This is a genomic window from Micavibrio aeruginosavorus (assembly GCF_051245535.1).
GTDB lineage: Bacteria > Pseudomonadota > Alphaproteobacteria > Micavibrionales > Micavibrionaceae > Micavibrio > Micavibrio aeruginosavorus_D.
The window spans coordinates 1,382,823-1,405,837 of record NZ_CP195303.1 but is presented as its reverse complement, the minus strand read 5'-3'; the positions used below and the strand labels follow the sequence as shown (position 1 = coordinate 1,405,837).

Sequence of the window (23,015 nt, the reverse complement as noted above, 5' to 3'; positions counted from 1 at the left end):
ATTATATCGAGTCTGCCTGCATCCGCAGGGCTTTCATCCGCATCTTCCGGTGCGTCATTACAATCTGCAAACGGGTCAGCGCCAGCGCAAAGAACAGGGCCGTAAACGCACCCGCCATCAGGAACAGCGGCGTCATCATGCTGGGGTCGATGGCGGGGTTGGCCATGCGCGTGATGCTGGTAATGCTGGCCGGTTGGTGCAGCGTGTTCCACCATTCGACCGAGAATTTAATGATCGGCAGGTTGATCAGGCCAATGGCAGCCAGCCATGCGGACGCGTGCAAGCCCTTGTCCCGGTCGTCATAGGCCAGATCGAGCGCGAGAATGCCGACATACAGGAAAAACAGGACAAGGACGGAGGTCAGTCGTGCATCCCACACCCACCATGTGCCCCATGTGGGCATGCCCCACAAACTGCCCGATACCAGACAGATGGCGGTGAAGGCCATGCCGATTGGGGCGACGGCGCGGATCCACAATCCCGCCAGCATATGTTTCCACACCAGCATGACAATGCCCGCTACGCCCAAACTGGCATAGGCCATCAACGCCACCCATGCGGCGGGCACGTGGACATACATGATCCGCACGGACTCATGTTGCTGGTAATCCGGCGGGGAGGAATAGAGCGCGGTGTACAGGCCGGGGATCAGCAGGGCAACGCACAGCAGGGTCATCAACGGTGTGATGATGCGGCTGATGCGGTTAAATCGTGTGGGGTTGGCCAGTTTCATGATGACATACCTTCCGTTTTGTCATCCCGGGCTTGACCCGGGATGCAGAGCCATGGGGCGCGATGCATCCCGGTCTTCTGGATTCCCGCTTTCGCGGGAATGACAAAAAATAAATCCATTTTCTTCATCATCCCCTCGCCATACGCAAAGTGGCCGCCGTGACCAGCGGTGTCAGCGGCGCGGCCAATGCCACGCACGCCCATAAAATCGCCATCGGCATGGCGGCACCCATTCCGGTGGACAGCAGATGCAGCGCCGCACCGGAAAAAATCAAAACCGGGATGTATAGTGGCAGGGCCAGCACGGCCAGCAACACACCGCCAATGCCGGATCCCAGGCTTAACCCCTGAACCGCCGCACCGATCAAAGTCAGCAGCAACGTCGCGGGCAGGATGATTCCGAATACCGATGCGGTAAACGGTAACGGCGCATTTAAAATCATCGCCATGACGGGGCAGAGGATGAGCAAAGGCAGGCCCGTCACAATCCAGTGCGCGGCAATCCGCCCGGCGGTGTAGAGCGACAGCGGTGCGGGGGAAATGATGACGGCATCCAGCGTACCATCCTCGGCATCATCGCGGAACAGGCGGTCGAGATGGATCAGCGTGGCCATCAGGGCGGCGGCCATCAACACGCCGGGGGCAATACGTGCCAGCAAATCAGGATCGGGGCCGAGGGCCAGCGGGAAAATCGTGACCAACAGGATAAAGAATGTCGGCACGGCGATCATGCGCGCCGGGTTGCGGCGGGCGAGGGTAATGTCGCGGTTGATGGTCGCGGTGAATGACAGCACGGCGTTTACGCGACCTCCGACATCAAATGATATTCGGGGGACAGCGGGATAATCATATTCGCATCCCATCGCGGCGGGCGGTGCGTGGCGACAATGGCGCATCCGCCATCACCGCAATGCGCATGGGTCAGCGCGATCAATTCATCCGCCGCATGATCATCCAACGCCAGCGCCGGTTCATCCAGCAACCAGACCGGACGCGGGGCCAGAAACAAACGGCACAAGGCCGCGCGGCGGCGTTGCCCGGTGGACAATGTGCCAACGATGCGGTGGGCCAGATGGACAACCTCCATCCGGTGCAAGGCGGCGGCGATCATATCGGCATCGGCGCGCACGCCCATCATGGCGGCCCAGAAAACCAGATTTTCGGAAACGGTTAGCGCATGTTTGAACGGGTTATCCGGCGCGATCCAATGGATCAGCGGGGCGCGGTCTTCGGCATCCAATGCCACGCCGTCAAACAGGATGCGGCCCGCATCCGGTGTGATCAGCCCGGCAATGGTTTGGAGCAGGGTGGTTTTTCCGCTGCCATTCGCACCCGTCAGCGCGGCCAACTGCCCCGCCGGAACGGCAAAGGACAGGCCGTGCAGGACCGGAGTTAACCCCCGGTGCAACGCCAGTTTTTCAGCGGATATCATCATGGGGAGGTTGTAGCGTGGGGGTGCCCCGGGGACAAGGGGGCGCACCCTGTTTTCCCTCGTCATCCCGGCGAAGGCCGGGATCTTCCGGCCATAAGGGATGAAGACCCCGGCCTTCGCCGGGGTGACGGCCATAATTAAATTATACGGGAAAAGAAAAATCCGCCGCCCGGGGAAGGCGACGGATTTTTTAAGAAGCTGGAACCATTTGCGAAGGAGGAAGCTGGAAAACTTCGCTCTCACCCTTCAAGCTTGACGGCCAAATATGGCCAAATTAAGGGCCATAGACCAAAGAATAAGGCAAAAATTGGCGGATTTCTGCGGTTTTTTGTTAGGGTTTTGTTAAGCGGTTTGGGACAGGGTTTTGATTTTTAACGGTTTTGGTGGTGGCCCAAGCGGGTGGGGCGATTGTGTCATCCCCCACATGCGTCCGGGATGATACAGGGTGTTTTCATAAATCAAAGCGGCTTAACGCTCCATTAAACATCCCGTCCTACACTCCCTTGCGCGCATTGTTTGCAAAGCGTTCTCAACTGCATCCACATGTGGGTCGAACACTTTGATTTTTGCGCCAGCATGCTAAGTTATCTGCACAATTCATCTGTCGAATTTTCAACCACCTCACTCTACGACCAAGGATTTCATCCATGACACGCACCGGACACGATAGCCTGAAAACCCGCAAAAGCCTGACCGTCGATGGCAAATCATATGATTATTTCAGTTTGCCAGATGCCGCGAAGCAGATCGGTGATGTGTCGCGCCTGCCGTTCTCGATGAAAGTGCTGCTGGAAAATCTGCTGCGTTTTGAAGATGGCGTGTCGGTGACCGTTGCTGATGTGAAGGCCTGTCATGCGTGGCTGGAGAACAAGGGCAAGACCGAACACGAAGTGGCGTATCGTCCGGCCCGCGTGTTGATGCAGGATTTTACTGGCGTTCCGGCTGTGGTCGATTTGGCCGCGATGCGCGAAGCGATGAAAGCGTTGGGTGGCAATGCGCAGAAGATTAACCCGCTGACCGCCGTTGATCTGGTTATCGACCACTCGGTGATGGTGGATGCGTTCGGTAATGGCGCCGCGTTCCAAACCAACGTGGACCGCGAATTTGAACGCAACGGCGAACGCTACGCCTTCCTGCGCTGGGGTCAACAAGCCTTCCGCAATTTCCGCGTCGTGCCGCCGGGCACAGGCATTTGCCACCAGGTGAATTTGGAATATCTGGCCCAAACCGTGTGGGTGGAGAAGGACGAGGAGCGCGGCAGCAATGTGGCGTACCCGGACACGCTGGTGGGCACGGATTCGCACACCACGATGGTGAACGGTCTGGCCGTTCTGGGTTGGGGCGTTGGCGGGATCGAGGCCGAAGCCGCGATGCTGGGCCAACCGGTGTCCATGCTGATCCCGCAAGTGATTGGTTTCAAAATCACCGGCAAGATGAAAGAGGGCACGACGGCGACCGATCTGGTCCTGACCGTGACCGAGATGCTGCGTAAAAAAGGCGTGGTGAACAAGTTCGTTGAATTCTACGGCCCGGGTCTGGACAACATGTCGCTGGCCGACCGTGCGACGATTGGCAACATGGCGCCGGAATATGGCGCGACATGCGGCTTCTTCCCGATTGATCGTGAAACCATTCGGTACCTGACCTTCACGGGGCGTGATCCGCACCGTGCGAAACTGGTCGAGGAATATGCGAAGGCGCAAGGCATGTGGCGCGATGAATCGTCACCGGAGCCAGTATTCACCGATACGCTGTCGCTGGATCTGGGTGCGATTGAACCGTCCATCGCTGGCCCGAAACGCCCGCAGGACCGCGTTGTGTTGTCGCACGCCGCGGATGCGTTCAAAACCTATCTGGCCGAGTCGCTGGGTGTTCTGACCCACGGCAATGGCGATGATCGTATGGTGTCGGAAATGCCGGAATCATGTGATGCCGCCGCAAAACACGACACGACCCACGCCATTCCGGTTGATGGAACGGATTACAGCCTGAAACACGGCGATGTGGTGATTGCGGCCATTACGTCCTGCACCAACACATCGAACCCGTCGGTCATGCTGGCCGCTGGTCTGGTGGCGAAGAAGGCCCATGAAAAGGGCATGAAGGTGAAGCCGTGGGTGAAAACATCACTTGCCCCGGGATCGCAGGTTGTGACCGATTATCTGGACAAGGCCGGCCTGACCACGCATCTGGATGCGATGGGCTTTAACCTTGTTGGGTATGGTTGCACGACGTGCATTGGGAACTCTGGCCCTCTGCCGGATGCGATTGCCAAGGCGGTTGAAACGGGTGATCTGACCGTGGCGGGCGTTCTGTCCGGCAACCGGAACTTCGAAGGCCGTATCAACCCGCACGTGAAGGCCAACTATCTGGCGTCGCCGCCGCTGGTTGTCGCTTATGCGCTGGCTGGTAACATGAAAATCAATCTGGCGACGGACGCGCTGGGCAATGACAAGGACGGCAAGCCGGTCTTCCTGAAAGACATCTGGCCGACCAACGAAGAAATCGCCGATGCGGTCAACCGCAACCTGACCTCCGCCATGTTCTCCAATCGGTACAAGGATGTGTTCCTCGGGCCGAAGGAATGGCAAGACGTCAAAGGTGGCGAAGGCGAAACATACGGTTGGGATGCAAAATCCACCTATGTCGCCAACCCGCCATATTTCACCGGCATGTCCAAAACCCCGCCGGGGATTAAGGATATTAAAGGGGCCGCATGCATGGCTTTGTTCGGTGATTCCATCACGACCGACCACATTTCACCCGCCGGTTCGATCAAGAAGGATTCCCCGGCTGGGAAATATTTGATGGATCATGGGGTCGAGGTGCGTGACTTCAACTCCTACGGCGCACGCCGTGGCCACCATGAAGTGATGATGCGCGGCACGTTCGCCAACATCCGCATTAAAAACGAAATGCTGGGCGGTAAAGAAGGTGGTTACACCAAGTACCTGCCGACCGGCGCGGAAATGCCGATCTATGATGCGTGCATGAAATACATTGCCGATGGCACGCCGTTGATCGTTGTTGCGGGCAAGGAATATGGCACGGGGTCATCCCGTGACTGGGCCGCAAAGGGCACGTTCCTGCTGGGCGTGAAATGTGTTCTGGCCGAAAGCTTTGAACGTATTCACCGTTCCAACCTGGTGGGCATGGGCGTTTTGCCGCTTATGTTCAAAAACGGCATGACGCGCCAGTCACTGAAACTGGACGGCACGGAAACGTTCGACGTTCTGGGTCTGGAAAAAGGCGTTAAGCCGCGTATGGATGTGACCGTGACAATCACCCGCAAGGATGGTTCGAAAGAAGAAATCCAGGCGTTGTGCCGCATCGATACGCAGGACGAAATCGGCTACTACGAAAATGGTGGCATCATGCACTACGTCCTGCGCGATCTGGCCGCGAAAAGCGCGCAGGAAAAGGTGGCGTAAGCCATTATAAATACATGAAAAACCCCGCCGGGAATGTCTGGCGGGGTTTTTTCTTGGATTATTTTCCAGAATCATGTAATGTCCCTGTCCATGACCCAATGGCGCGATGAATTTAATACTGTTGCATTGACCGACGAGGCGCAGGCCCGGCGGATGTGTGCCGCAATGTGCGCCCGCAATCCCGATCTTCCCCGTTTGAAAACCATCGCCGTTGTTGGCGCGTATGAGCTGGAGGTCGGTGGCAAGGGTGTGGACAGCGACCGCCTGACGCGGATCATGGAATATTTGCTGTGCAGTGGTTTTATGATTGATCCGGATTTTGAATTGGACCGCATCAATTTCCGCGATGGCCGCGATTTTCTGACCGAAGATAAACAGGCCGACATGGTGTTCGTGGCGTTTATTCCCGCGCGGCCCATGTACCGCATGACAACGACATATTCCCCCGATCTGCACGAACGGGCCGAGGGAGCAGAGAATTTCCATCAATTCTTCGGCCCGGCTTTGAGCCCGCACCATTCTTATGAAGGGTGGCAGGATCGTTTGAAACAAGCGGGCACAAAATTGGTTGTGACCTATGGCGGTGCGGGTGAAATTGGTACGGCCAATTTGAGCGTTGCGAATGATACGGCGGGATTGCGCGTTGTTTTGCCAACCCCATCGCGCAATGTGGGTGAATTTGTTGGCCCGCCGATCCGTGATGACATTACATACGATATCGAAACCCAGCCCGATCTGCGGTACCAGTACAACGATGCGGCGAATGATTTGCCGTTGAAATGGCTGGGGTTTGCGGCCGATCCGGATTATCTGCGCGCCATGCGCGACCATCTTTCTCCGCATTCCGATCTGGCGCACAATGTGCGCAAGCTGGCCCTATAATTTAGGGGCGGCGACAGCGGAAAATTTCAACGATGACCCCGGTTGGTGGGCGCGTTCGGCCAAGGCCTTCACGCGGCGCACATACGCATCGGGGTTTTGCATGATGCGTGAAATCGAATAGCCGGGCAATTCCATGGTGGCGGCGGTCGTGCGCGGCAGGGTCTTCATATCATGCAGATGCGTTTCATAAATATGCGCGTGATCCAAATTCATGGTCAGCTTGCCCTGTTTTAACCCGGTTTCGCGGGCCAGCGCATCCAGCAACAACGCATAGAACATCGTGTCATAGGGCAGGCCGACGGCCACGTCTGAACTGCGCATATGCACGGCGACGTTCAGGCGGTTGTTCAAAACCTGCATCGTGAAATCGACCGGGCAGGGGACGAGCGCCTTGCTCAGCGCATTCAGTCCGTCTTTCCCCGGATGCCATGCCGACACCATGATCTGGCGGCTGGAGGGTTCGCGGCGCAGGACGTCAATGGCCCCGGCCAATTGGTCGCGGCCAAATTCATTGCGCCAGCGCTGGCCATAGGCCCCTTCGACTTTGCCGTTGACGGCGAATTTATCCCAGATCTTCGTGTGTTTTTGTAACCACGTAATATCTTCGGTCCCCATCAACACCCACGCCAGTTCAGCGGCGGCGATGGCCGGGTTGACGCGGCGCATACCGGGCAGGGGAATGCCGAATTTGATTTCGGCATTGATATTGCGGTGGATCAATGTGCGCACAACGCTTTCGGTGCGGGCATTGATCTGGTCCATGCCGTCGCGCACGATTTCATCGGCCAGATTCATATAGCGGTGGCTGAACACCCGGTCGCCGTGGGTTTGATAGGCGCGGCGGTTGGTCAGATCATCAATGGTTTTGTCTTCGACATAAAAATCGGGAAATTCCGGATCAACAACGAAATGCCCGCGTGCCACCAACGCGAACGCCCGTTTCCACGGGCTACGGCTGGGGTTTTCACGGATGATGTCGTGGATCGAATATTCGGCCATATGATACCCGGTTACAGCTTTGGTGTTGGTGCGTAGATTTTTTCCGGTACGCCATAAACGCGGCCCGGTTCTTTCAACCATTCAATTTGCTTGCTGTAATTGTCCCAGAAGGTTTTGGCATCCATGCCAATGGCCTTAAAGGTCGATTTGGCGTTCAGATTGACGCCCGCATTATCGAGTTCTTCGAGCGCACGTTGATATCCCAGAAAGATCGGTTCCCATTTTGGAACAATGTCATGGGTGACCGCGTAGCGGGCGAAGGTCAGGGCCAGGGATTTACGCGAATTTTTCAATGATTTTTCGGTTTGTTCCGTGCGTTGCAGGACTTCGGCCTTCTGGTCCTTGCTGAAATCAGCCATCAAATTATCCAGTCTTTTTGCACTGTCCGTCGCCTGGCGTAAATAATGGTCCAGCGTGCCCCGGTCCTTTGCGTTCAACGCCTCCTTGGTCAATTCTTGCAGGTCGTGAAACGTGCGAACAGCATAATCGACTTTCAGTGTGGCTTGATATTCTTGCAATCCGCCATTTCTGTATTCCGTCATAACAAAATCGAGCAGGGCGTTGTGGTAGCGATCTGTTCCAATGGTGTCGGAATGATTTTCGATTGTATCGGCGTGTTCGTCCAACAGGCGCAATAAGTTTTCCATCCCGTAATAGCGACGGCCGGGAACCAGCCATCCGCCATAATTGCGGGTATCGACCGTTTGCGTGTGCATAAACGCCTTGGTGATCATGTGCGTTGTGGCGATGAAAGCTTGTTCTTCAAACTGAGCCTTGGTCAGACCTTTGTCGAGCAGGGCATAGGTGGCATCATCGTTCAGGTCATATCCGGCATCGGACAGATATTCGTGAATTCTTTTCACGCTGTCGTCACGGGCATCGCCTTGCGGATACTTGATCGCGTTGGCGTAGATGGCTTGTGCCTGTTCGATGTCGAAATTGCGCATGGCTCAAAAATCCCTGTGTCTTTTATTATTTGAATATGGGTGTCCGGCATAGCAAATGCCGTGTGGTGGGGCAAGTTTATTCGATTATGTTAATGCCCGTGGGGCGGAAATCCGTGGATAACCCGGGAATTCGGGGCTGGTTTTAAGAAATCCTTGTACCCCTTATCGCAATTATTCTAGGGTACGGGCCTATAACAAGAAAAACAGGGTTTACAGGATTTAAGGGGTTCGCCATGCCGCGTCCGATGGGTCATATCCGCATTCTTTTCAGCTCCCGCGTCTTGCTGGATCTGGAGGAAGCCGATCAAGTCTTCAAAGAAAAAGGCGTCGATGGGTATCGCGACTATATGCTCTGCACCGGCGCGTATGAGAAAGACCGCGACCCGGAACTGGGGTGCCGCCGTTTTAACAAGGGGCCGTTGTTCGATATGGCGCTCGCTCTTAATCGTTTGAATCAAAAAGCGGGCAAGCCGCTGGTTGAGTTGGGCATGTCGGCCAAGGACACGGTGGATACCGGTCTGGTTCTCGAAAAAAATATGAATGCCACCGCGCTGGCCGCAGCTATGACCTACAGCACCAGCACATCGGGTGGTCCGGTATCAGAGAAAGCGCACCGCGCGTTCAAAACCGATCTGTTCCTGACGCGCAGCGATTCCGATGCACAGGCCGCGATTGATCTGGGCATTGCCGCCGCCGTGATGAATTTTCCGCCGGAAGGCACATATGATTTCGACCACGACCTGCATCCGATTCATATCGTTGTTGACGGCGATGCCGTGGCCTTTGGCGACAGTGCCGAAGTGCGTTACCGCGAAGCGCTGGATGCCGGGAAAACCCCGGAAGAAGGTTTGCAAATCTATGTCGATGGTGAAAAGCGCGATATGGGCCAGCCGGTTGAGCAGGGACCATTTACCGCTATCCTTGCCAAGCTGACACAACTGAACGCGCAATTCCCGAAGGGGGAAGCCCCGTTCTCGCTCAGCCTGTTGACCGCACGCGGAACGGAAGCACGCGCCCGCGCCATCGCCACGGCCTTGGATCACGGTATCGATTTCAATGGTGATTGTGCGTATGTGTCCGGTGCCGCCAAATCTGATTGGCTGGCCGCGTACCGCCCGCATGTGTTCTTTGATGACCAGCAGGCGCATCTGGGCCCCGGCGCGCATTTCTGCCCGACGGGTCGCGTGCCGTATAAAACCAACGGCCCAATGTACGAGTATTTGAAGCGCAAGGAACTGGCCGCGAACACCAACGTTCATCCGAAAGTGGCCGAGGCGCAAGCCAACGCGCAGGATATGGTGGCCGCGCCGACCCCGGCGGCGGCGCAAAAACCCGCCCAGCCATCAGTCAACCCATCCGCGAAACCGTCATAAGGCTGTCGTCATCCCCGCGGCGGCGCGTAGCGGCGCATGAACGGCGGGGATCCGGAAAATGTGCGGCTTTGCCGCGCTTTGTTTTGGCCGGATGCCCGCCTGCGCGGGCATGACGTGGAAGGTGAAGGGCGATTACGTCACCCACTCATTCTTATCAATGTCGCCCGATTCCACGCGCCGTTGAATTTCATCGGCCAATGCGGTTTTCGCAAAAGTCTTGGCGGCGTCCATCATCTCGCTGAAATCCGGGCGTTCGGGGCGATAGGATACTTCGGCCAGTTGTTCGAATTGCTGGATGGCACCGTTCAGGCGGCCCAGTTTCAGTCCGGCTTCGCGCGCTTTCGCGGCTTCTTCCGATGACGGGCTGATCAATTCATACAATTCTTTCTGGCGCAGGAACCCGGCTTGGAACGCCAGTTGAATGCCCTCTAAAAACGCGGCGGCGGCGCTCAGGCACTGCGACACTTTCGCGGGCGTGCCGCGTTTTGCGCGGGCGATAAAGTTGAATGTCGTCGTGCGGTTGGGGCCGCGCACGATCACGCCATTGCGGATTTCGCCGTCATTTTCAACGGTAATGACCAAGGCAATGTTGGAATCATGTTCAATGGTGACCAGACGTCCGGCTTGTTTAAACGCATCTTCGGCGACGGATACGGCTTTCTCGTAACTCTCATGGTTACGCGCGTCGCATTGTTCGATGATGTCGAGGAAGGGGTGGCGTTCGGCATCGCCCGCTTCGTACACGATGCGGCCCTTGTTATACACGGCGATCCAGCGGTTGGGGTTGAATTGTGTTTCATACCCCTTGGTGATGGACAGCCACGCAAATTCCCAATCGAACGGAACCTGACGGTTCAGGATGGGGCCGGTGTCTTGAAATTCCTGCACGATCTTGGCCGCCATGCGGGTGCAGGTGTGCATATTCTGGGCGCGGATGACAAATTTTTCATGCACCGATCCATCGCTATTGATCAGCGGAATCACCATGCGGTTGGACATGGCAACGACGGGCGCTTTCTCCCCGGTCAGATCCTTGCCCTTGTTGGCAAAAGCATCCCGGATCACAAATTTTTCGCGTAATAGGGTCGTATTGAAATTTTTCATCGGTGGGGCCAAAAAGTAAGCGTTGCCGGCATCCTAACATACAGGGAGGATGTGGAAAATTGGTAAAAAAGCGGGCGGATTGTCGCCAATCCGCCCAATTCCACACCTTCTTATTATTCTTATTTTCCGTACTTCCCCCGGAGAATTCGTTTTATGCGGCTTTATGGAAGCCAAAATCCTTCATCTTATGGGCCGGCATATCGAATTGTGCGGCTTCCAGACGGTCCAGCATGGCGCTGAAATGGGCAAAACTGCTTTCCAGCTTCATGCGGGCGGGCATATCTTCGGCCCAGGCTTTGCGCATGGCTTTGCCAATAAACTCATCCATGGTCATCGGGGCGCGTTGCACCACCATGGTCAGATCGGTTGCGGTGTTGCTTTGCGGGCTGGAGGCGCGGTCACGGTTATAAGTGTCGTACATATCCACCATCTTGCCGTAATCCAGATGCGCGGCCCAATCCGGCGCGCCCAATGCGTCCATTACGGCCTCGCCATACACGCCACCCAGAAAGCTTTCGGCAATCAGGGTGCCCATGATGGAGTCGTTGCTGTCCATCCCGCGGCCCGTTTCACGCACCAGTTGGGGGCCTTTTGCGCCCGGTTGATCCGGGTTCGGTGCCAGCTTGTTAAATTCACGACGCAGGCCGGTCAGTACACCCTCTACGTGCTGCCGTTTGCCCGAAGCGATCATGTTAAAGCCGTGTTTCATTTCTTATCTGCCCCAAAAGGTTTGTTTCGTTTTTCGTTACCCCCACCATAGCGGGGAAGGGTAAAAGGGCATTTAATAATGGATCAAATTTTATGTTTTAAATCAGTGCGTTAGTGGCGTTTATCTAAAATTTTAGGCAAATTTTGCATAAGGCGAAAAATCGAGGCTTTTCAATAGGCTGGGCGTGATTTACGATCCCGTTGACGACTGTTTCTGGAGGATTTTATGGCCCATACCGCCCATCACGATGACCACGCGCACGAAAAAAATTCACATCATCACGCGCCCGCTGACCCGAAAAAGGTTCTGCCCGGGGTGGTTTTCGTGCTGGCGTTGTTCTGGGGGCTGACCTACGCGGGCCATTATATGTTCATCCAATCGACCAAGGGCGGGCATGATGCCCCGGCGGCGCATGGTGAAGCCCCTGGTGAGACCCCTGCGCATGACTCCGCGCCAGCCAAAGACGATGCTGCCCATCATTGATCCGCGCGCTTAATCGCGTACAATGGTATTTGAAATTTATATTTGAGATTTTATATGCCACGCGAAGATCGCCGGATTATTTTTGAGCATGAAGAGGTCTATAAGGCCCTCTATTCCCTGTGCGTGCAGAAAGAATTGAAACCCCCGCCGGCGGGCACGGTGGGCAAGGTGATCGTGCATCCGGTTGATCCAGCCAAGGTGCTGGTGCAGATCCGCGACGACCGCAGACAAACCGCAATGGACATTGAATTCTCCCGCGACTTTCTGGCGGCGGCCTTGATGCTGTTCTGCCGCGGTCACCGCATTCCGCTGCCCAAATCCGCACAGAAGGCGGTGGAGCTGGATAGCGGGAATGTTGTCCTGCGGGTTTTGGTTTAAGTCTCAATAATAGGAAGCTTTCATGCGTCGGATTATATCGCGCTTGATGTTCGTTGCTGTTTGGGGATCGGGCGTGTTTTATCATGTGGGTGCAGCATGGGCGCAATTCCCACAATCATACTTCGACCAAGATGAAACGGCATGCTTTGGCCAAGGTGGTGACATCGTTCAATATCCATCCAAGATGCGAGTCAGTCTTGTAAAGATGATTATTAGCGGTGTGGACCCTTCTAGTATTCGGTTTAATCCGCCCGAAACTTTTGATGCGCTTTCAAATCAGGATCGTGGAATTTTCCATCCCAATGGCGGAAATGTGGAATATTCAAACATTGCAGCAGAAAACATGCAGAATGGGATGCCGGGTGTTTGGTTTTATAGCGCAAATATTTCGGCTCTGAATGTTGGGACGGATAATTCAGAAATTATAGCTTTCCTGCCGGGTTTGAAATCTGATGTTTGTGAAAATTTGAATGCAGGTTTATGGGGTATTAAATCAAAGAATGGTGACGGAATTCCAATCGTCAGTAAAAATTTATCACCTCTCTATAACGACCAGATCATAGACTATTCCGGAATGGTGTATAAGTTCCCAAGTCATAGCAATGGAATTGTTGACGCGGAAACCTTAAGTGAAAAGCCACTTGGCTGTTTCAAAAATGGTGATGGAGCGTATGTCTATTACCATGTTTTGTATGAACGCTAAGGCGCCGATTTTTTTTCGGACTGAACATTCTCCAACGCCGCACGATACAGCGCGAATGCTTTCTTGCGTTGTTTTGGTGCGTGGCGGATCAGGCTGCTGTGCAGGGTGGCCATTTCCAGCAGCGGGTGGTCCAGCGTTGGGCCCAGATGTTTTTCAACCTTCGCCTTCATCGGCGCCAGATTGGTGCAGAGGTTAAGAGCGGGGTCGACCTTGCCGTTGGCGACGTAGCCTTTATCCAGACGCTTTTGCGTGATGGCGGCTTTGTCATCCATGTTTTTCAGGAAGCTTTTCTTTGTGCCTTCGCGGGACTTTGCGTTGTCCTTGCATGCGGCGGGCACCATGGCCGGGAATTTATTGTCGAACAGATAGGTCATCACCGCGCGGGCATCGTCGATATCGCGTTTGACTTGCGTGCGCAATTGATCGGCGGTGGGTTGCAGGGCGGCGATTTTGTCCGGCGCGTGTTGGGTACAGATCCGGTCATAATGATCGAACATGGATTTGAATTGCACCATGTCATGCACGATGACCCAGTAATCCTGTGCCACGTTTTGATAGGCGATGTCGCAATTGGGCGCATCCGCCGCGTGCGCAGAGGGTGAAGCAAAGCAGGCCAGCAGGCCCGCGCAGAGAATCGCGGTGCGGAATGACATTGTATTATCCATATAAATTAATTGACCTACCATAGCAGGATATGGCGGCAAAAGAAAAGGCCCGCTTTTAAGGGCGGGCCTGATCCATAAAGGGTGTTTTATAAGCCTATTTCAAAAGGGCCCGGGCCGTGACGGTCAGGGTGATTTCGCTCATCCCCGGTTCGGCGGTGGGGGCGGCGCCCTTTTCCATGGCGCCATCAGAGGCCATGGCGCGCATCATCATCGGTTGCGGATAGGACGGCATGGCGGCATCGACGCTGACTTCAACCAATTCAACTTTGGTTTTGCCCAATGCTTTGCCTGCGCGCTCGGCTTTGGCCTGCACTTTGGCCAGAGCGGCCTCCATCAGAGAGTCACGAGCGGTTTCGGTGGCCTCGGGGGACAGGGTGTAATTCAACCCACCCATCACCAGACCCATCGATTGCAATTCACCAGCCAGTTCCAGCAAGGCTTGCGGATTTTTACCGCTGATCGTGATGCCTTGGCTGCCGCGCCATTTTTGTTCTTTCTTCGGTGTGACGCCTTTTTCAACCGGCTGCGGGTTCGGGTCATACGGGTACACGTAATATCCGTCGGTGGATGTTTTTACATCCGTCACGGCCTTGGCCTTATCAACGGCGTTTTTCATGATCGTGTTGATTTCGTTTTGCAGGATGGCGGGATCGGTGCCCTCCATCTCCACGCGCAGATTGGCGATCAGCAGATCCTGCTGCACTTCAAGGCGTTCGCTGGCGCTGACGTTCAGCAATGTCTCACCGGCGGCGGGCAGGCGTGTAGTGTCCTGCGCGAATGCGGCGGGCGTGAAAGCGAAGGTGGCCAGAGCCAGAGCGGGAAGAATTAAAGCGCGCATTGCGGAGCATCCTTGGTTATTGTTGGGGGTTATCGTTGAAAGGCATAGAAATGATAGGGTCATTTCAGCGGGAGAAAAGGGCTTTTTTAAGACTTTCAATACGATAGCACCTATCCTCTTGAATATAGAGGGAAAGAGCGCATTCTTATTGGGGTCAGGAGCCGCCCATGACCCGATCATTCTACGCCGCAATTCTCGCTTCGCTGATTCTTGTATCCTGTACGCCCACCACGCGCACGGTGGGGTCCAGCTTTACCGATCCCGGTTTTCGCCCCGGCAGCGTGCACAGCATGGTGGTGCAGGTGAAAACCGATGATCTGGGCGAGCGTCAGGCGCTGGAAGGATCGGCGGTGGCGGCGCTGACATCATCCGGTACATCGGCGGGACGGTCGATTGATTTGCTGCCGCCCACGCGCGACATTGGTGATGCCGCCAGCAAACGCAAAATCATGAACAGCGGCACCGATGCGGTTTTGGTGATTACACCGAAGCAGAAGAAGGTGGTGGAGGAATATATCCCGCCCAGCTATTACCCCGGCCATCGTCGTTATTCCCGGTATCACAGCGGATATGGTGATTTTTACAATGTTCCCGGCGTGATCGATGGCGGATATTTCATTCGCGAACCCGTCGCGACCTATGACGCGAAACTCTATTCCCTGCCGCATTACCGTACGCTCTGGACCGGGCAATTCACCATTCGCGGGTCCACCGGGGCCGATTTTAATGCGCTGGCGGGGCGGTTTGGGCCTGAACTGGTCAAACGCATGGGGGCGGATGGCATTCTGGGACCGTAAACCGGGTTAGGTGCCTTGCACCATCGGGTTTGAATTGTTTATGATGACAGGGTCATCTGAACCCGTTGCCAAAGCGATTCCCCGCCATGACGTCGAAAAAAAACGAAGACACCCCATCGTTGCCCGCCACCGAAGCCTTTGATCCGCGTTTTGCGGGCATTGATCATTTGCCGGTGACGGATGCGTTGCAGATGCAATTGATGGCGCAGGCCGAAGCGATCAAGGCGGTGGAAGCCGCCATTCCCGATATTGATAAGGCCGTGAAGGCCGCGACCGAAGCCCTGCGCACCAATCCGCGCGGGCGATTGATTTATGTGGGGGCGGGCACATCGGGCCGGATCGGTATTCAGGACGGCAGCGAACTGACCCCCACCTTCAACTGGCCGACCGATCGTGTGGCCTATGTGATGGCGGGTGGATTGAAGGCCGTGTTGAAAGCGGTCGAACGCGCCGAAGACAATGCGCGCCGCGCCGAAGTGGCGATCATCCGGTTGAAAGTGAAACCGGGCGATGTCGTCATCGGTATGGCGGCCAGCGGTACGACACCGTTCACCATTGCCGCCCTGAAACGCGCCCGCATTCTTGGGGCCACCACCATCGGCATTGCCAACAGTGCCGAGGCGCCCTTGTTGGACGCGGCGGAATTTTCGGTCTGCCTGAACACCGGGGCCGAGGCGATTGCCGGGTCCACGCGGATGAAGGCCGGAACGGCGCAGAAAATCACCCTGAACATGCTGTCCACGCAAGTCATGATCGGCCTGAACCACGTCTATGACGGGTTGATGGTGGATATGCGCGCGACCAACGACAAATTGATGAAACGCGCCGCCCGCATGGTGCGCCATGTCACCGGATGCAACGCGAAAGAAGCCGAAATGGCGTTGAATGCGGTGCAGGGTCGGGTGAAGCCCGCGATCCTCGTCGCGCTGGGCGCCGGGGTCACATCGGCCCACGCGGCGTTGGAACATAATGACGATAATCTGCGCGCGGCGATCCGCGCGCTGAACTTATCGCCGCCGAAGCCGTAAGGCGAACGTAAAATAAAAAAAGCCGCGATACCATGATGGTTCGCGGCTTTTTGTTTTTATGCGGTTGTCGATTAAACGACGGTCAGCGTCACATCAATGTTGCCACGTGTCGCATTGGAATACGGGCAAACAGTGTGCGCCTTGGCTACCAGAGCTTCGGCCGCTGCACGGTCCATGCCGGGCAGGGAGATTTTCAATTCCACCTGCAACCCAAAACCACCCGGAATGGTGCCAATGCCAACATGGCCGGTGATGGATGCATCGGCGGGCACGTCAATTTTGTCCTGCCCCGCGACAAATTTCATCGCACCCAAAAAGCATGCGGAATATCCGGCGGCGAACATTTGCTCCGGGTTCACGCCCGCACCATTGCCACCCATTTCCACCGGCTTGGCCAATGTAACGTTCAACACACCATCCGGCGTGGACGCCTTGCCATCCCGGCCACCGGTTGCGGTTGCGACAGCGGTATAAAGCAGTTTTTCGATAGCCATGGTTTTCTCCTGTATGAGTTTCAAATTCCGGGGATGATGATGGGCTGAGGGGGCGGGGGCGTCAAGGGGGAAGGGGGTAATCACGAATGGACACCAATTCACACGAATATATTTTCGTCATACCGGCGCCAAGAATTAATGGGGCCGGTATCCAGTGGATGGACCGTATGGACCCCGGCCTTCGCCGGGGTGACGGATAAATTGGTGTTTATTCGTGTCCATTCGTGGTTTTGGAAAAAACCCATGGATCCCCGCCTTCGCGGGGATGACGGAAACCTAAGCGACTACGTCGCTAATGTTTCCGTCACTTCTCATCACCCATTTTCAGGGCTGCAATAAACGCCGTCTGCGGGATTTCAACATTCCCGTACTGACGCATTTTCAGTTTACCCTTTTTCTGCTTTTCCAGCAGTTTGCGTTTCCGGGTGGCGTCGCCGCCGTAGCATTTTGCGGTGACGTCTTTGCGGAAGGCGGAGATGTCTTCGCGGGCGATGATCTTGCCGCCGATGGCGGCTTGGATCGCGATTTTGAACATCTGGCGGGGGATCAGGTCTTTCAACCGTTCGCAGAGGTGACGGCCCCGGCGTTCGGCTTGGGACCGGTGAACGATCATGGCCAGCGCGTCGACGGGTTCCTGGTTCACCAGAACATCCATCTTCACCAGATCGCCTTCTTCGTACCCGTCCATCTGGTAGTCAAAGCTGGCGTAGCCGCGGGAGATGGATTTCAGGCGGTCGTAGAAGTCGAAAATGACTTCGTTCAGCGGCAGACGGTAGACCAGCATGGCGCGGTTGCCGACATAGGTCAGTTCGACCTGTGATCCACGGCGTTCCTGACACAATTGCAGCAGGCTGCCCAGATATTCATCCGGGGTCAGGATGGTGGCGCGGATCCACGGCTCTTCGATCTTATCAATGCGCACAACGTCCGGCATGTCGGCGGGGTTGTACAATTCCATGACCGTTTTGTCGGTTTTGTGGATTTTGTACACAACGCTCGGCGCAGTCGGGATCAGGTCGAGGTCGAATTCGCGGTCCAGACGTTCCTGAATAATTTCCATGTGCAGCAGGCCGAGGAAGCCGCAACGGAACCCCATGCCCAAGGCTTGCGAGCTTTCCGGTTCATAATGCAGCGACGCATCGTTCAGCTTCAGCTTGCCAATCGATTCCCGCAATTTTTCGAATTCCGATGAATCGACCGGGAACAGGGAGCAGAACACCATCGGCACGGACGGTTTAAATCCGGCCAGGGCCTTTGCCGCTGGTTTGCGGTCGTCCGTAATGGTATCGCCGACATTGGTTTCGGAGATGTCTTTGATCGCGGCGGTGATGAAGCCCATCTCGCCGGGGCCGAGTTCATCGACCATCACGTGTTTCGGGGTAAAGATACCGACGCGTTCAACATCGCGCACGGCGCCGTTGTTCATGAAGCGGATTTTCTGGCCCTTGCGCAGGAACCCGTCAATAACACGGACCAGAATGACCACGCCCAGATAGGGATCGTACCATGAATCGACCAGCAAGGCCTTGGTCGGTGCCGCAGGGTCGCCCTGTGGCGCGGGCAGGCGCGTGCAGATGGCTTCCAGCAGGTCGGTGATGTTCAAACCGGATTTACCCGACACGCAGACAGCGTCGGACGCATCAATGCCGATGACATCTTCGATCTGGGTGCGCACGCGCTCAACATCGGCGGCGGGCAGGTCGATCTTGTTAATGACGGTGATGATTTCGTGATTGTTGTCGATGGCCTGATACACGTTGGCCAGCGTTTGCGCCTCAACCCCTTGCGTCGAGTCCACGACGAGGAGGGAGCCTTCGCATGAGGCCAGCGAGCGCGAAACTTCGTACGCGAAATCGACGTGGCCCGGCGTGTCCATCAGGTTCAACTGGTACGTCACGCCGTCCAGCGCGGTCCAGTTCAGGCACACGGTCTGCGCCTTGATGGTGATGCCGCGTTCGCGCTCAATCTCCATGTTGTCGAGGACTTGCGCCTTCATCTCCCGTTCGGCGAGGCCGCCACAGGTTTGAATCAGACGATCGGCCAGGGTGGATTTCCCGTGGTCGATGTGGGCGATAATCGCAAAGTTGCGAATTTGGGACAGGGGCTTGCTCATGGCCGGGACAATAGGGATCTGGCCCCGAAAAAGCAACGATTTCCCACGCTTATCCCCGGACGGAATGGCGGGAAAGCGGGGTTTATGGGGGCTGGCAGGGTCTTTGTTTTTATGGTAATGCTGGGCAAAATAAAACGGGAACAGGGACCCCCATGAAATCACAGAAAAAGCAGGAGCTGAAACCCCTGAAAGGGGCGTTTCCCCGCGGGCCGTATACGACGCAATCCATGCTGAACCGCGCGTTTTTTGGCGCGGCGGGGTTTGTGCTGGGCTGTTTTCTGTTTCGGGGGATGGTGGGGGATGTGGTGCCTCCCCCCGTGACTGGCGGGCCGCTGAGCGAACCGTTTGACTTAAGCTGTATCACCGTAGGTCAGGCGGAACGTGCTTATTCGCTGGACCCTAAAATCCTCACGCTGCAGGCGCTGGAAAAACGGGCGCGGGCTACTGAAATGGGGCGTCGTGTTCTGGGGGGCGCTGTGGGGGATGGTGTGCGCGCCTGTTTTAACCCGGAATTGCTGATCCCTTCGGAAGAGGGGAGCAGGCTGCTTGGGGCATTTGAGCCCTATTTTAACCGGATTGATTTTGCCCCAGACCGGGATGATGAAACGCTGACATCCACCATGGTGCATGAGGCCCGGCATAAACAGCAATTCCTGATTGATCTGAATTATATGAAGGTCGGAAACGTTCCGGAAGCCGAACGCATGATCGCGGCGTGGTTGATGGAGGCCGATGCGCGTCTGGTGGCGATTATTGCCGCACGTGAAGCGTGGGCCGCAGGGGATCAGGCACCGATGGATCGATTGCTTTCGGATAGCGCCTATCAGCCGATGATTGTGGCGATGATTTCAACAGAAGTACAATTTCCCGGTGATCATGTTGCGGTGATGGCGGCGGCGATTAAAGCCTATCGCCAGAGCCGGGAGCTGACCAATCTGTATGACCCGCGATTCATGCGGGTGATTGGTGCTATGCCGCCTTATAATCCGGCAAAGGCGCGTGACGTTTTGTTGAGTGATAAGGTGCTGATGGCGGTTGGCGATATGGGGACGTATGGCAATTACATGACCAGCGACCTGAAAAAATTTATCCGTGACAGTTTTACGGATCAGGATTGGCGCGACATGAAAGCGGCGCAGGATTGTCTGCAAAAACGTAAACTGGGCCAGACGAAAAATGGGGCGAAAGAACTGTGCCCGTCCTGGCCGCGCCCATCGGCGTAACGGCCTTTATCCCAATGATTGCAGAAGATGGGCCACCATCTGGCGGCGTTCTACGCTGATCGGGCGGCGGGGTTGGTCCATCTGCGGTGTGGCGTGCGCGTCAAAGAAGAAACGCGGGCAGCGGATGGTGGGGTCGAGGCGCGTGGCGAGTAATGTCACGCCAAAGGATTCGTTTTCAAAAACGCTGGTGTGGAAATCACCCGCTTTCAGCGTGTAATATTCGCCCGTGCTGGTGTGGTCTTGATATTGGGCGACGGGCATGAACCGTCCGCGCAGTTTTTCAACGTCGACGTTTTTTGTATCCAGATAATTCACATTATAGATCGACACCGGGCCGTCTTTGTCCGGCAGGGGGGTGTAGACCGTGTTGACCATGGGCGCGCCACCCGCCAGAACAAGGCTGGTGAAATCGAACACGTGGTCGTGGATGCCTTCGGTGTTGGTGCGGTCGGGACGGCCTGCGGGCCAGATATGCAGGCGGATCAGATTGTCCCCCTGCACCCCGGCCAGTTTAAAGGTCCAGAACCCGCCGGGCTGGATATAGCCGGGGGTGTCGATGACGCGGGCGGCGGCCTGAAAATCATGCAGCAGGATGCCCAAGACTTCCGCGCGGGGGCGCTGGGCCCAGATGGCGTCGTACAGGCGCTGGCCGCAATCATCCATGGCGGGGGCATCGGCGTGGGAAATACGGCTCATCCGGGCTGCTCCTGTTTATCCAGTCTATTTATTTACATATTTCTATATGGAATTGCAAAGTTTTTGCCCGGATGGTACATGGGGGCAGTATTTTTCTGACGAACCCAACAAAATGAGGCCCCTTATGGACCGTAAAATTCGCCGTATTGCCATCACCGTCCCCGTTGCCATCGCCATTTTGGCCGGATGCGTAATTATTTATTCCGTGTTGCAGGCCGCCGGTGGGACCGGGTCTGTGCATGCGTCGGCGGGTGAAGCCGTTGCCGCCAACCCGGATGTCGCGATCGAAGAAATGGTTTGCGATTTCGATGTATGGATCGGCAAGGAAGTGGCCGCAGCGGAAGCTGAGCTGCGCAAGCTGGGCCGTGCGGTGCGCGTTCTGGGCAAGGATACGCCGGCGACGATGGATTACCGCCATGACCGCGTGAATGTCATTCACGATGAGAACGGCGTGATTACCAGCGTGACCTGTGGTTAAGATCTGAATTGAACAACGAAAAAGCCGCTGATGATGTCAGCGGCTTTTTTATGATCCTGTGCGATGCGTCTTACATTGACGGCGTATCGTTTTTCGGTCCCGATGGGGCAGGGGCGTTTGAAACCTGCGCCGATGCGTTCAAATCCTGTGCGCCCAGATGCGTGCTGATTTTTGCTTCGGCGATCAACGGGTGCAGGCTTTGGGCCTGTACGATCGTGCCGATCACGTTGTCTTTCAGACGGTTGCTCATTGTAAATCCCCTCTATTCTTTTTTTGTATCTTAGTGGCTGTGTAGGATCAGCGGCATCCAGACCGCTTCTTCCGGTTCCATCGTGTCTTCGTCCACTTGCACCACCATGATCTGGTAAGTGTTTTGCATCAGCTTGGCCAGATCACCGTGAACGGGCACGCCAAATTGACGCACATCGCCGTCATTCATGATGAAATCCAATTTGCTGTTCGTCATATCGAATTCCAGCCATGACAGGCGTTTGGAAAACGGACGGGAATGGAACACGATCAAACGGCCCGCATCATTCACGGCCAGTTCCAGATGGAATTTTGAATCGGCAATTTCGCTGTAGGCGGGCGGTATAATCGTTTCGGTCGCCGGATTGTTAAAAAACGTCATGGGTTTTATCTCTTTTCAAAAAGCCCTTCTTCTGCGCTCATTTGACCCGAAAATAGTTAAATCATGGTGAAGAAACGGGTGGTTTTGCCCAATATTTTCCGATGTTTTTGGGCGAAGAAAAACGGGGCCTTGTAGGGCCCCGTTATATCGTTGTCATTCATCCGTGTGGATTAGAACGTCACATCATCCATGTTCAGCCCGCGATTGCCCAAAGCCGTATCCGGGGCCTTCGCTTGCTGTTGTTGCTGGAAGGCGGCTTCGCGTTCGGCACGGGCCGGGCTGGTCATTTCGCCAACCGGGGTTTTCACGATGTCGGTCGATCCGTCATGCGGCACGCGGAATACTTCGTCGCGGTTCATGGCGTTGCGGCCTTCGGCTGTCGTTGGGTCCAGGCCAGCGGCGCTGGCGGCCAGATCGGCGGCCAGACGGCCTGTGCCCTGAATAATCGCCTGCGGGCCTTCGACCTTTGCGCCCGTCGGGGCATAGGCGGCCTGCGCATTCGGGACCAGCGTGTCCACCAGTCCACCCAGAGCTTCAACCAGGAAGGAGACGAGAACTTTCAGCAGGGCTTCGATCTTTTCGCCCATGCCGCCCCACATGCCCTGCAATTTGTCCTGCAGGCCATCCATGCTGCCGCCCAGAAAATCAAAAGCATCGGTCGGGATGCCCATGCGTTCCAGAATAGGGCCTTTCAATTGGTCGCCCGCGATCTCCATGCCCTTGTCCATTACGGGCTTTGCCGCGTCCATGGCCAGTTCGGTGGATTTACCGTCGGTGGCAACGTGCGCCACGGTTCCAGTCAGGAACGGGTGACGAAGAGCAAATTTTCCAGCGCCTAAAAGAAGTCCCAACATTTTGTATTCCTTTCACATCCTCAAA

25 protein-coding genes are annotated in these 23,015 nt (G+C 55.9%); 10 read left to right on the top strand and 15 right to left on the bottom strand.

What is annotated here, in order from left to right; all coding sequences use genetic code 11:
- Position 1: 1 nt before the first annotated feature.
- From ACSC94_RS06790 to ccmA, 3 genes are all read right to left on the bottom strand, one after another.
- On the bottom strand, positions 2-733 hold the full coding sequence (locus ACSC94_RS06790) for a heme ABC transporter permease (RefSeq protein ID WP_435640091.1): 732 nt from the start codon (positions 731-733) through the stop codon (positions 2-4).
- A 127-nt stretch (positions 734-860) separates the two neighbouring features.
- A complete protein-coding gene (ccmB, locus tag ACSC94_RS06785) occupies positions 861-1,526 on the bottom strand; it encodes a heme exporter protein CcmB (RefSeq protein WP_435640090.1) in 666 nt (221 codons plus the stop codon).
- Between the two features lie 5 nt (positions 1,527-1,531).
- Positions 1,532-2,167 (bottom strand): heme ABC exporter ATP-binding protein CcmA, encoded by a 636-nt coding sequence (gene ccmA / locus ACSC94_RS06780; RefSeq protein WP_435640089.1) that lies wholly within the window; start codon positions 2,165-2,167, stop codon positions 1,532-1,534.
- Between the two features lie 644 nt (positions 2,168-2,811).
- Between ccmA and acnA the strand changes: the two genes are divergently transcribed.
- Together acnA and ACSC94_RS06770 are read left to right on the top strand one after the other, a co-directional pair.
- Positions 2,812-5,595 (top strand): aconitate hydratase AcnA, encoded by a 2,784-nt coding sequence (gene acnA, locus ACSC94_RS06775; RefSeq protein WP_435640088.1) that lies wholly within the window; start codon positions 2,812-2,814, stop codon positions 5,593-5,595.
- Positions 5,596-5,673: 78 nt separating this feature from the next.
- The gene (locus ACSC94_RS06770; RefSeq protein ID WP_435640087.1) at positions 5,674-6,477 is read left to right on the top strand and encodes a hypothetical protein; all 804 of its coding nucleotides are present in this window, start codon (positions 5,674-5,676) and stop codon (positions 6,475-6,477) included.
- Here ACSC94_RS06770 and ACSC94_RS06765 read toward each other — a convergent pair.
- Positions 6,472-7,557 (bottom strand): thymidylate synthase, encoded by a 1,086-nt coding sequence (locus tag ACSC94_RS06765; RefSeq protein WP_435640086.1) that lies wholly within the window; start codon positions 7,555-7,557, stop codon positions 6,472-6,474. The two genes, ACSC94_RS06770 and ACSC94_RS06765, sit on opposite strands and share 6 nt — an antisense overlap.
- Positions 7,488-8,423 carry a hypothetical protein gene (locus tag ACSC94_RS06760; RefSeq protein WP_435640085.1) on the bottom strand — a complete coding sequence of 312 codons (936 nt, stop codon included), beginning with the start codon at positions 8,421-8,423 and terminating at the stop codon, positions 7,488-7,490. The genes ACSC94_RS06765 and ACSC94_RS06760 overlap by 70 nt, the downstream gene beginning before the upstream one ends.
- A gap of 233 nt (positions 8,424-8,656) precedes the next feature.
- Here ACSC94_RS06760 and ACSC94_RS06755 point away from each other — a divergent pair, with 233 nt between their 5' ends.
- Positions 8,657-9,796 (top strand): 5'-nucleotidase, encoded by a 1,140-nt coding sequence (locus ACSC94_RS06755; protein ID WP_435640084.1) that lies wholly within the window; start codon positions 8,657-8,659, stop codon positions 9,794-9,796.
- Positions 9,797-9,928: 132 nt separating this feature from the next.
- Here ACSC94_RS06755 and ACSC94_RS06750 read toward each other — a convergent pair whose 3' ends face one another.
- Both ACSC94_RS06750 and ACSC94_RS06745 read right to left on the bottom strand, forming a co-directional pair.
- Positions 9,929-10,900 (bottom strand): hypothetical protein, encoded by a 972-nt coding sequence (locus tag ACSC94_RS06750; RefSeq protein WP_435640083.1) that lies wholly within the window; start codon positions 10,898-10,900, stop codon positions 9,929-9,931.
- A gap of 151 nt (positions 10,901-11,051) precedes the next feature.
- Positions 11,052-11,609: a hypothetical protein gene (locus tag ACSC94_RS06745; protein ID WP_435640082.1), complete on the bottom strand. Its 558-nt coding sequence runs from the start codon at positions 11,607-11,609 to the stop codon at positions 11,052-11,054.
- Between the two features lie 225 nt (positions 11,610-11,834).
- Here ACSC94_RS06745 and ACSC94_RS06740 point away from each other — a divergent pair, with 225 nt between their 5' ends.
- Genes ACSC94_RS06740 through ACSC94_RS06730 form a run of 3 tightly spaced genes read left to right on the top strand, consistent with a single transcriptional unit; the run spans position 11,835 to position 13,173 of the window.
- A complete protein-coding gene (locus tag ACSC94_RS06740; protein ID WP_435640081.1) occupies positions 11,835-12,092 on the top strand; it encodes a hypothetical protein in 258 nt (85 codons plus the stop codon).
- A gap of 54 nt (positions 12,093-12,146) precedes the next feature.
- Positions 12,147-12,470, top strand: coding sequence for a hypothetical protein (locus tag ACSC94_RS06735; protein ID WP_435640080.1), 324 nt, complete (start codon positions 12,147-12,149; stop codon positions 12,468-12,470).
- Between the two features lie 22 nt (positions 12,471-12,492).
- Positions 12,493-13,173 (top strand): hypothetical protein, encoded by a 681-nt coding sequence (locus ACSC94_RS06730; RefSeq protein ID WP_435640079.1) that lies wholly within the window; start codon positions 12,493-12,495, stop codon positions 13,171-13,173.
- Here ACSC94_RS06730 and ACSC94_RS06725 read toward each other — a convergent pair.
- Entirely contained in the window at positions 13,170-13,826 is a 657-nt protein-coding gene (locus ACSC94_RS06725; RefSeq protein ID WP_435640078.1) for a hypothetical protein, read from the bottom strand. The genes ACSC94_RS06730 and ACSC94_RS06725 overlap by 4 nt on opposite strands.
- Positions 13,827-13,932: 106 nt before the next feature.
- Positions 13,933-14,676, bottom strand: a complete 744-nt coding sequence (locus ACSC94_RS06720; RefSeq protein WP_435640077.1) for an SIMPL domain-containing protein — start codon at positions 14,674-14,676, stop codon at positions 13,933-13,935.
- Between the two features lie 167 nt (positions 14,677-14,843).
- On the opposite strand from ACSC94_RS06720, the gene ACSC94_RS06715 reads away from it, so the two are divergent.
- Together ACSC94_RS06715 and ACSC94_RS06710 are read left to right on the top strand one after the other, a co-directional pair.
- The gene (locus ACSC94_RS06715) at positions 14,844-15,473 is read left to right on the top strand and encodes a hypothetical protein (RefSeq protein WP_435640076.1); all 630 of its coding nucleotides are present in this window, start codon (positions 14,844-14,846) and stop codon (positions 15,471-15,473) included.
- Between the two features lie 86 nt (positions 15,474-15,559).
- Entirely contained in the window at positions 15,560-16,501 is a 942-nt protein-coding gene (locus ACSC94_RS06710) for an N-acetylmuramic acid 6-phosphate etherase (RefSeq protein WP_435640075.1), read from the top strand.
- A gap of 71 nt (positions 16,502-16,572) precedes the next feature.
- On the opposite strand, the gene ACSC94_RS06705 is transcribed toward ACSC94_RS06710, so the two are convergent.
- Positions 16,573-16,995 carry an organic hydroperoxide resistance protein gene (locus ACSC94_RS06705; protein WP_435640074.1) on the bottom strand — a complete coding sequence of 141 codons (423 nt, stop codon included), beginning with the start codon at positions 16,993-16,995 and terminating at the stop codon, positions 16,573-16,575.
- Positions 16,996-17,299: 304 nt separating this feature from the next.
- Positions 17,300-19,108: a translation elongation factor 4 gene (lepA, locus tag ACSC94_RS06700; protein ID WP_435640073.1), complete on the bottom strand. Its 1,809-nt coding sequence runs from the start codon at positions 19,106-19,108 to the stop codon at positions 17,300-17,302.
- A gap of 152 nt (positions 19,109-19,260) precedes the next feature.
- On the opposite strand from lepA, the gene ACSC94_RS06695 reads away from it, so the two are divergent.
- Positions 19,261-20,331: a DUF6782 family putative metallopeptidase gene (locus ACSC94_RS06695; RefSeq protein ID WP_435640072.1), complete on the top strand. Its 1,071-nt coding sequence runs from the start codon at positions 19,261-19,263 to the stop codon at positions 20,329-20,331.
- 6 nt (positions 20,332-20,337) lie between these two features.
- Here ACSC94_RS06695 and ACSC94_RS06690 read toward each other — a convergent pair whose 3' ends face one another.
- Positions 20,338-21,027 (bottom strand): hypothetical protein, encoded by a 690-nt coding sequence (locus ACSC94_RS06690; protein WP_435640071.1) that lies wholly within the window; start codon positions 21,025-21,027, stop codon positions 20,338-20,340.
- A 124-nt stretch (positions 21,028-21,151) separates the two neighbouring features.
- On the opposite strand from ACSC94_RS06690, the gene ACSC94_RS06685 reads away from it, so the two are divergent.
- Entirely contained in the window at positions 21,152-21,505 is a 354-nt protein-coding gene (locus ACSC94_RS06685) for an I78 family peptidase inhibitor (protein WP_435640070.1), read from the top strand.
- A gap of 70 nt (positions 21,506-21,575) precedes the next feature.
- Here the strand turns inward: ACSC94_RS06685 and ACSC94_RS06680 are convergent, their stop codons facing one another.
- The 3 genes from ACSC94_RS06680 to ACSC94_RS06670 all read right to left on the bottom strand — a co-directional run bounded on the left by ACSC94_RS06680 (position 21,576) and on the right by ACSC94_RS06670 (position 22,990).
- Positions 21,576-21,755 carry a hypothetical protein gene (locus ACSC94_RS06680; protein ID WP_435640069.1) on the bottom strand — a complete coding sequence of 60 codons (180 nt, stop codon included), beginning with the start codon at positions 21,753-21,755 and terminating at the stop codon, positions 21,576-21,578.
- Positions 21,756-21,785: 30 nt separating this feature from the next.
- Complete coding sequence (locus tag ACSC94_RS06675) at positions 21,786-22,136, bottom strand: hypothetical protein (protein WP_435640068.1); 351 nt, start codon at positions 22,134-22,136, stop codon at positions 21,786-21,788.
- Positions 22,137-22,306: 170 nt separating this feature from the next.
- Positions 22,307-22,990 carry a hypothetical protein gene (locus ACSC94_RS06670; protein ID WP_435640067.1) on the bottom strand — a complete coding sequence of 228 codons (684 nt, stop codon included), beginning with the start codon at positions 22,988-22,990 and terminating at the stop codon, positions 22,307-22,309.
- Positions 22,991-23,015: the final 25 nt, after the last annotated feature.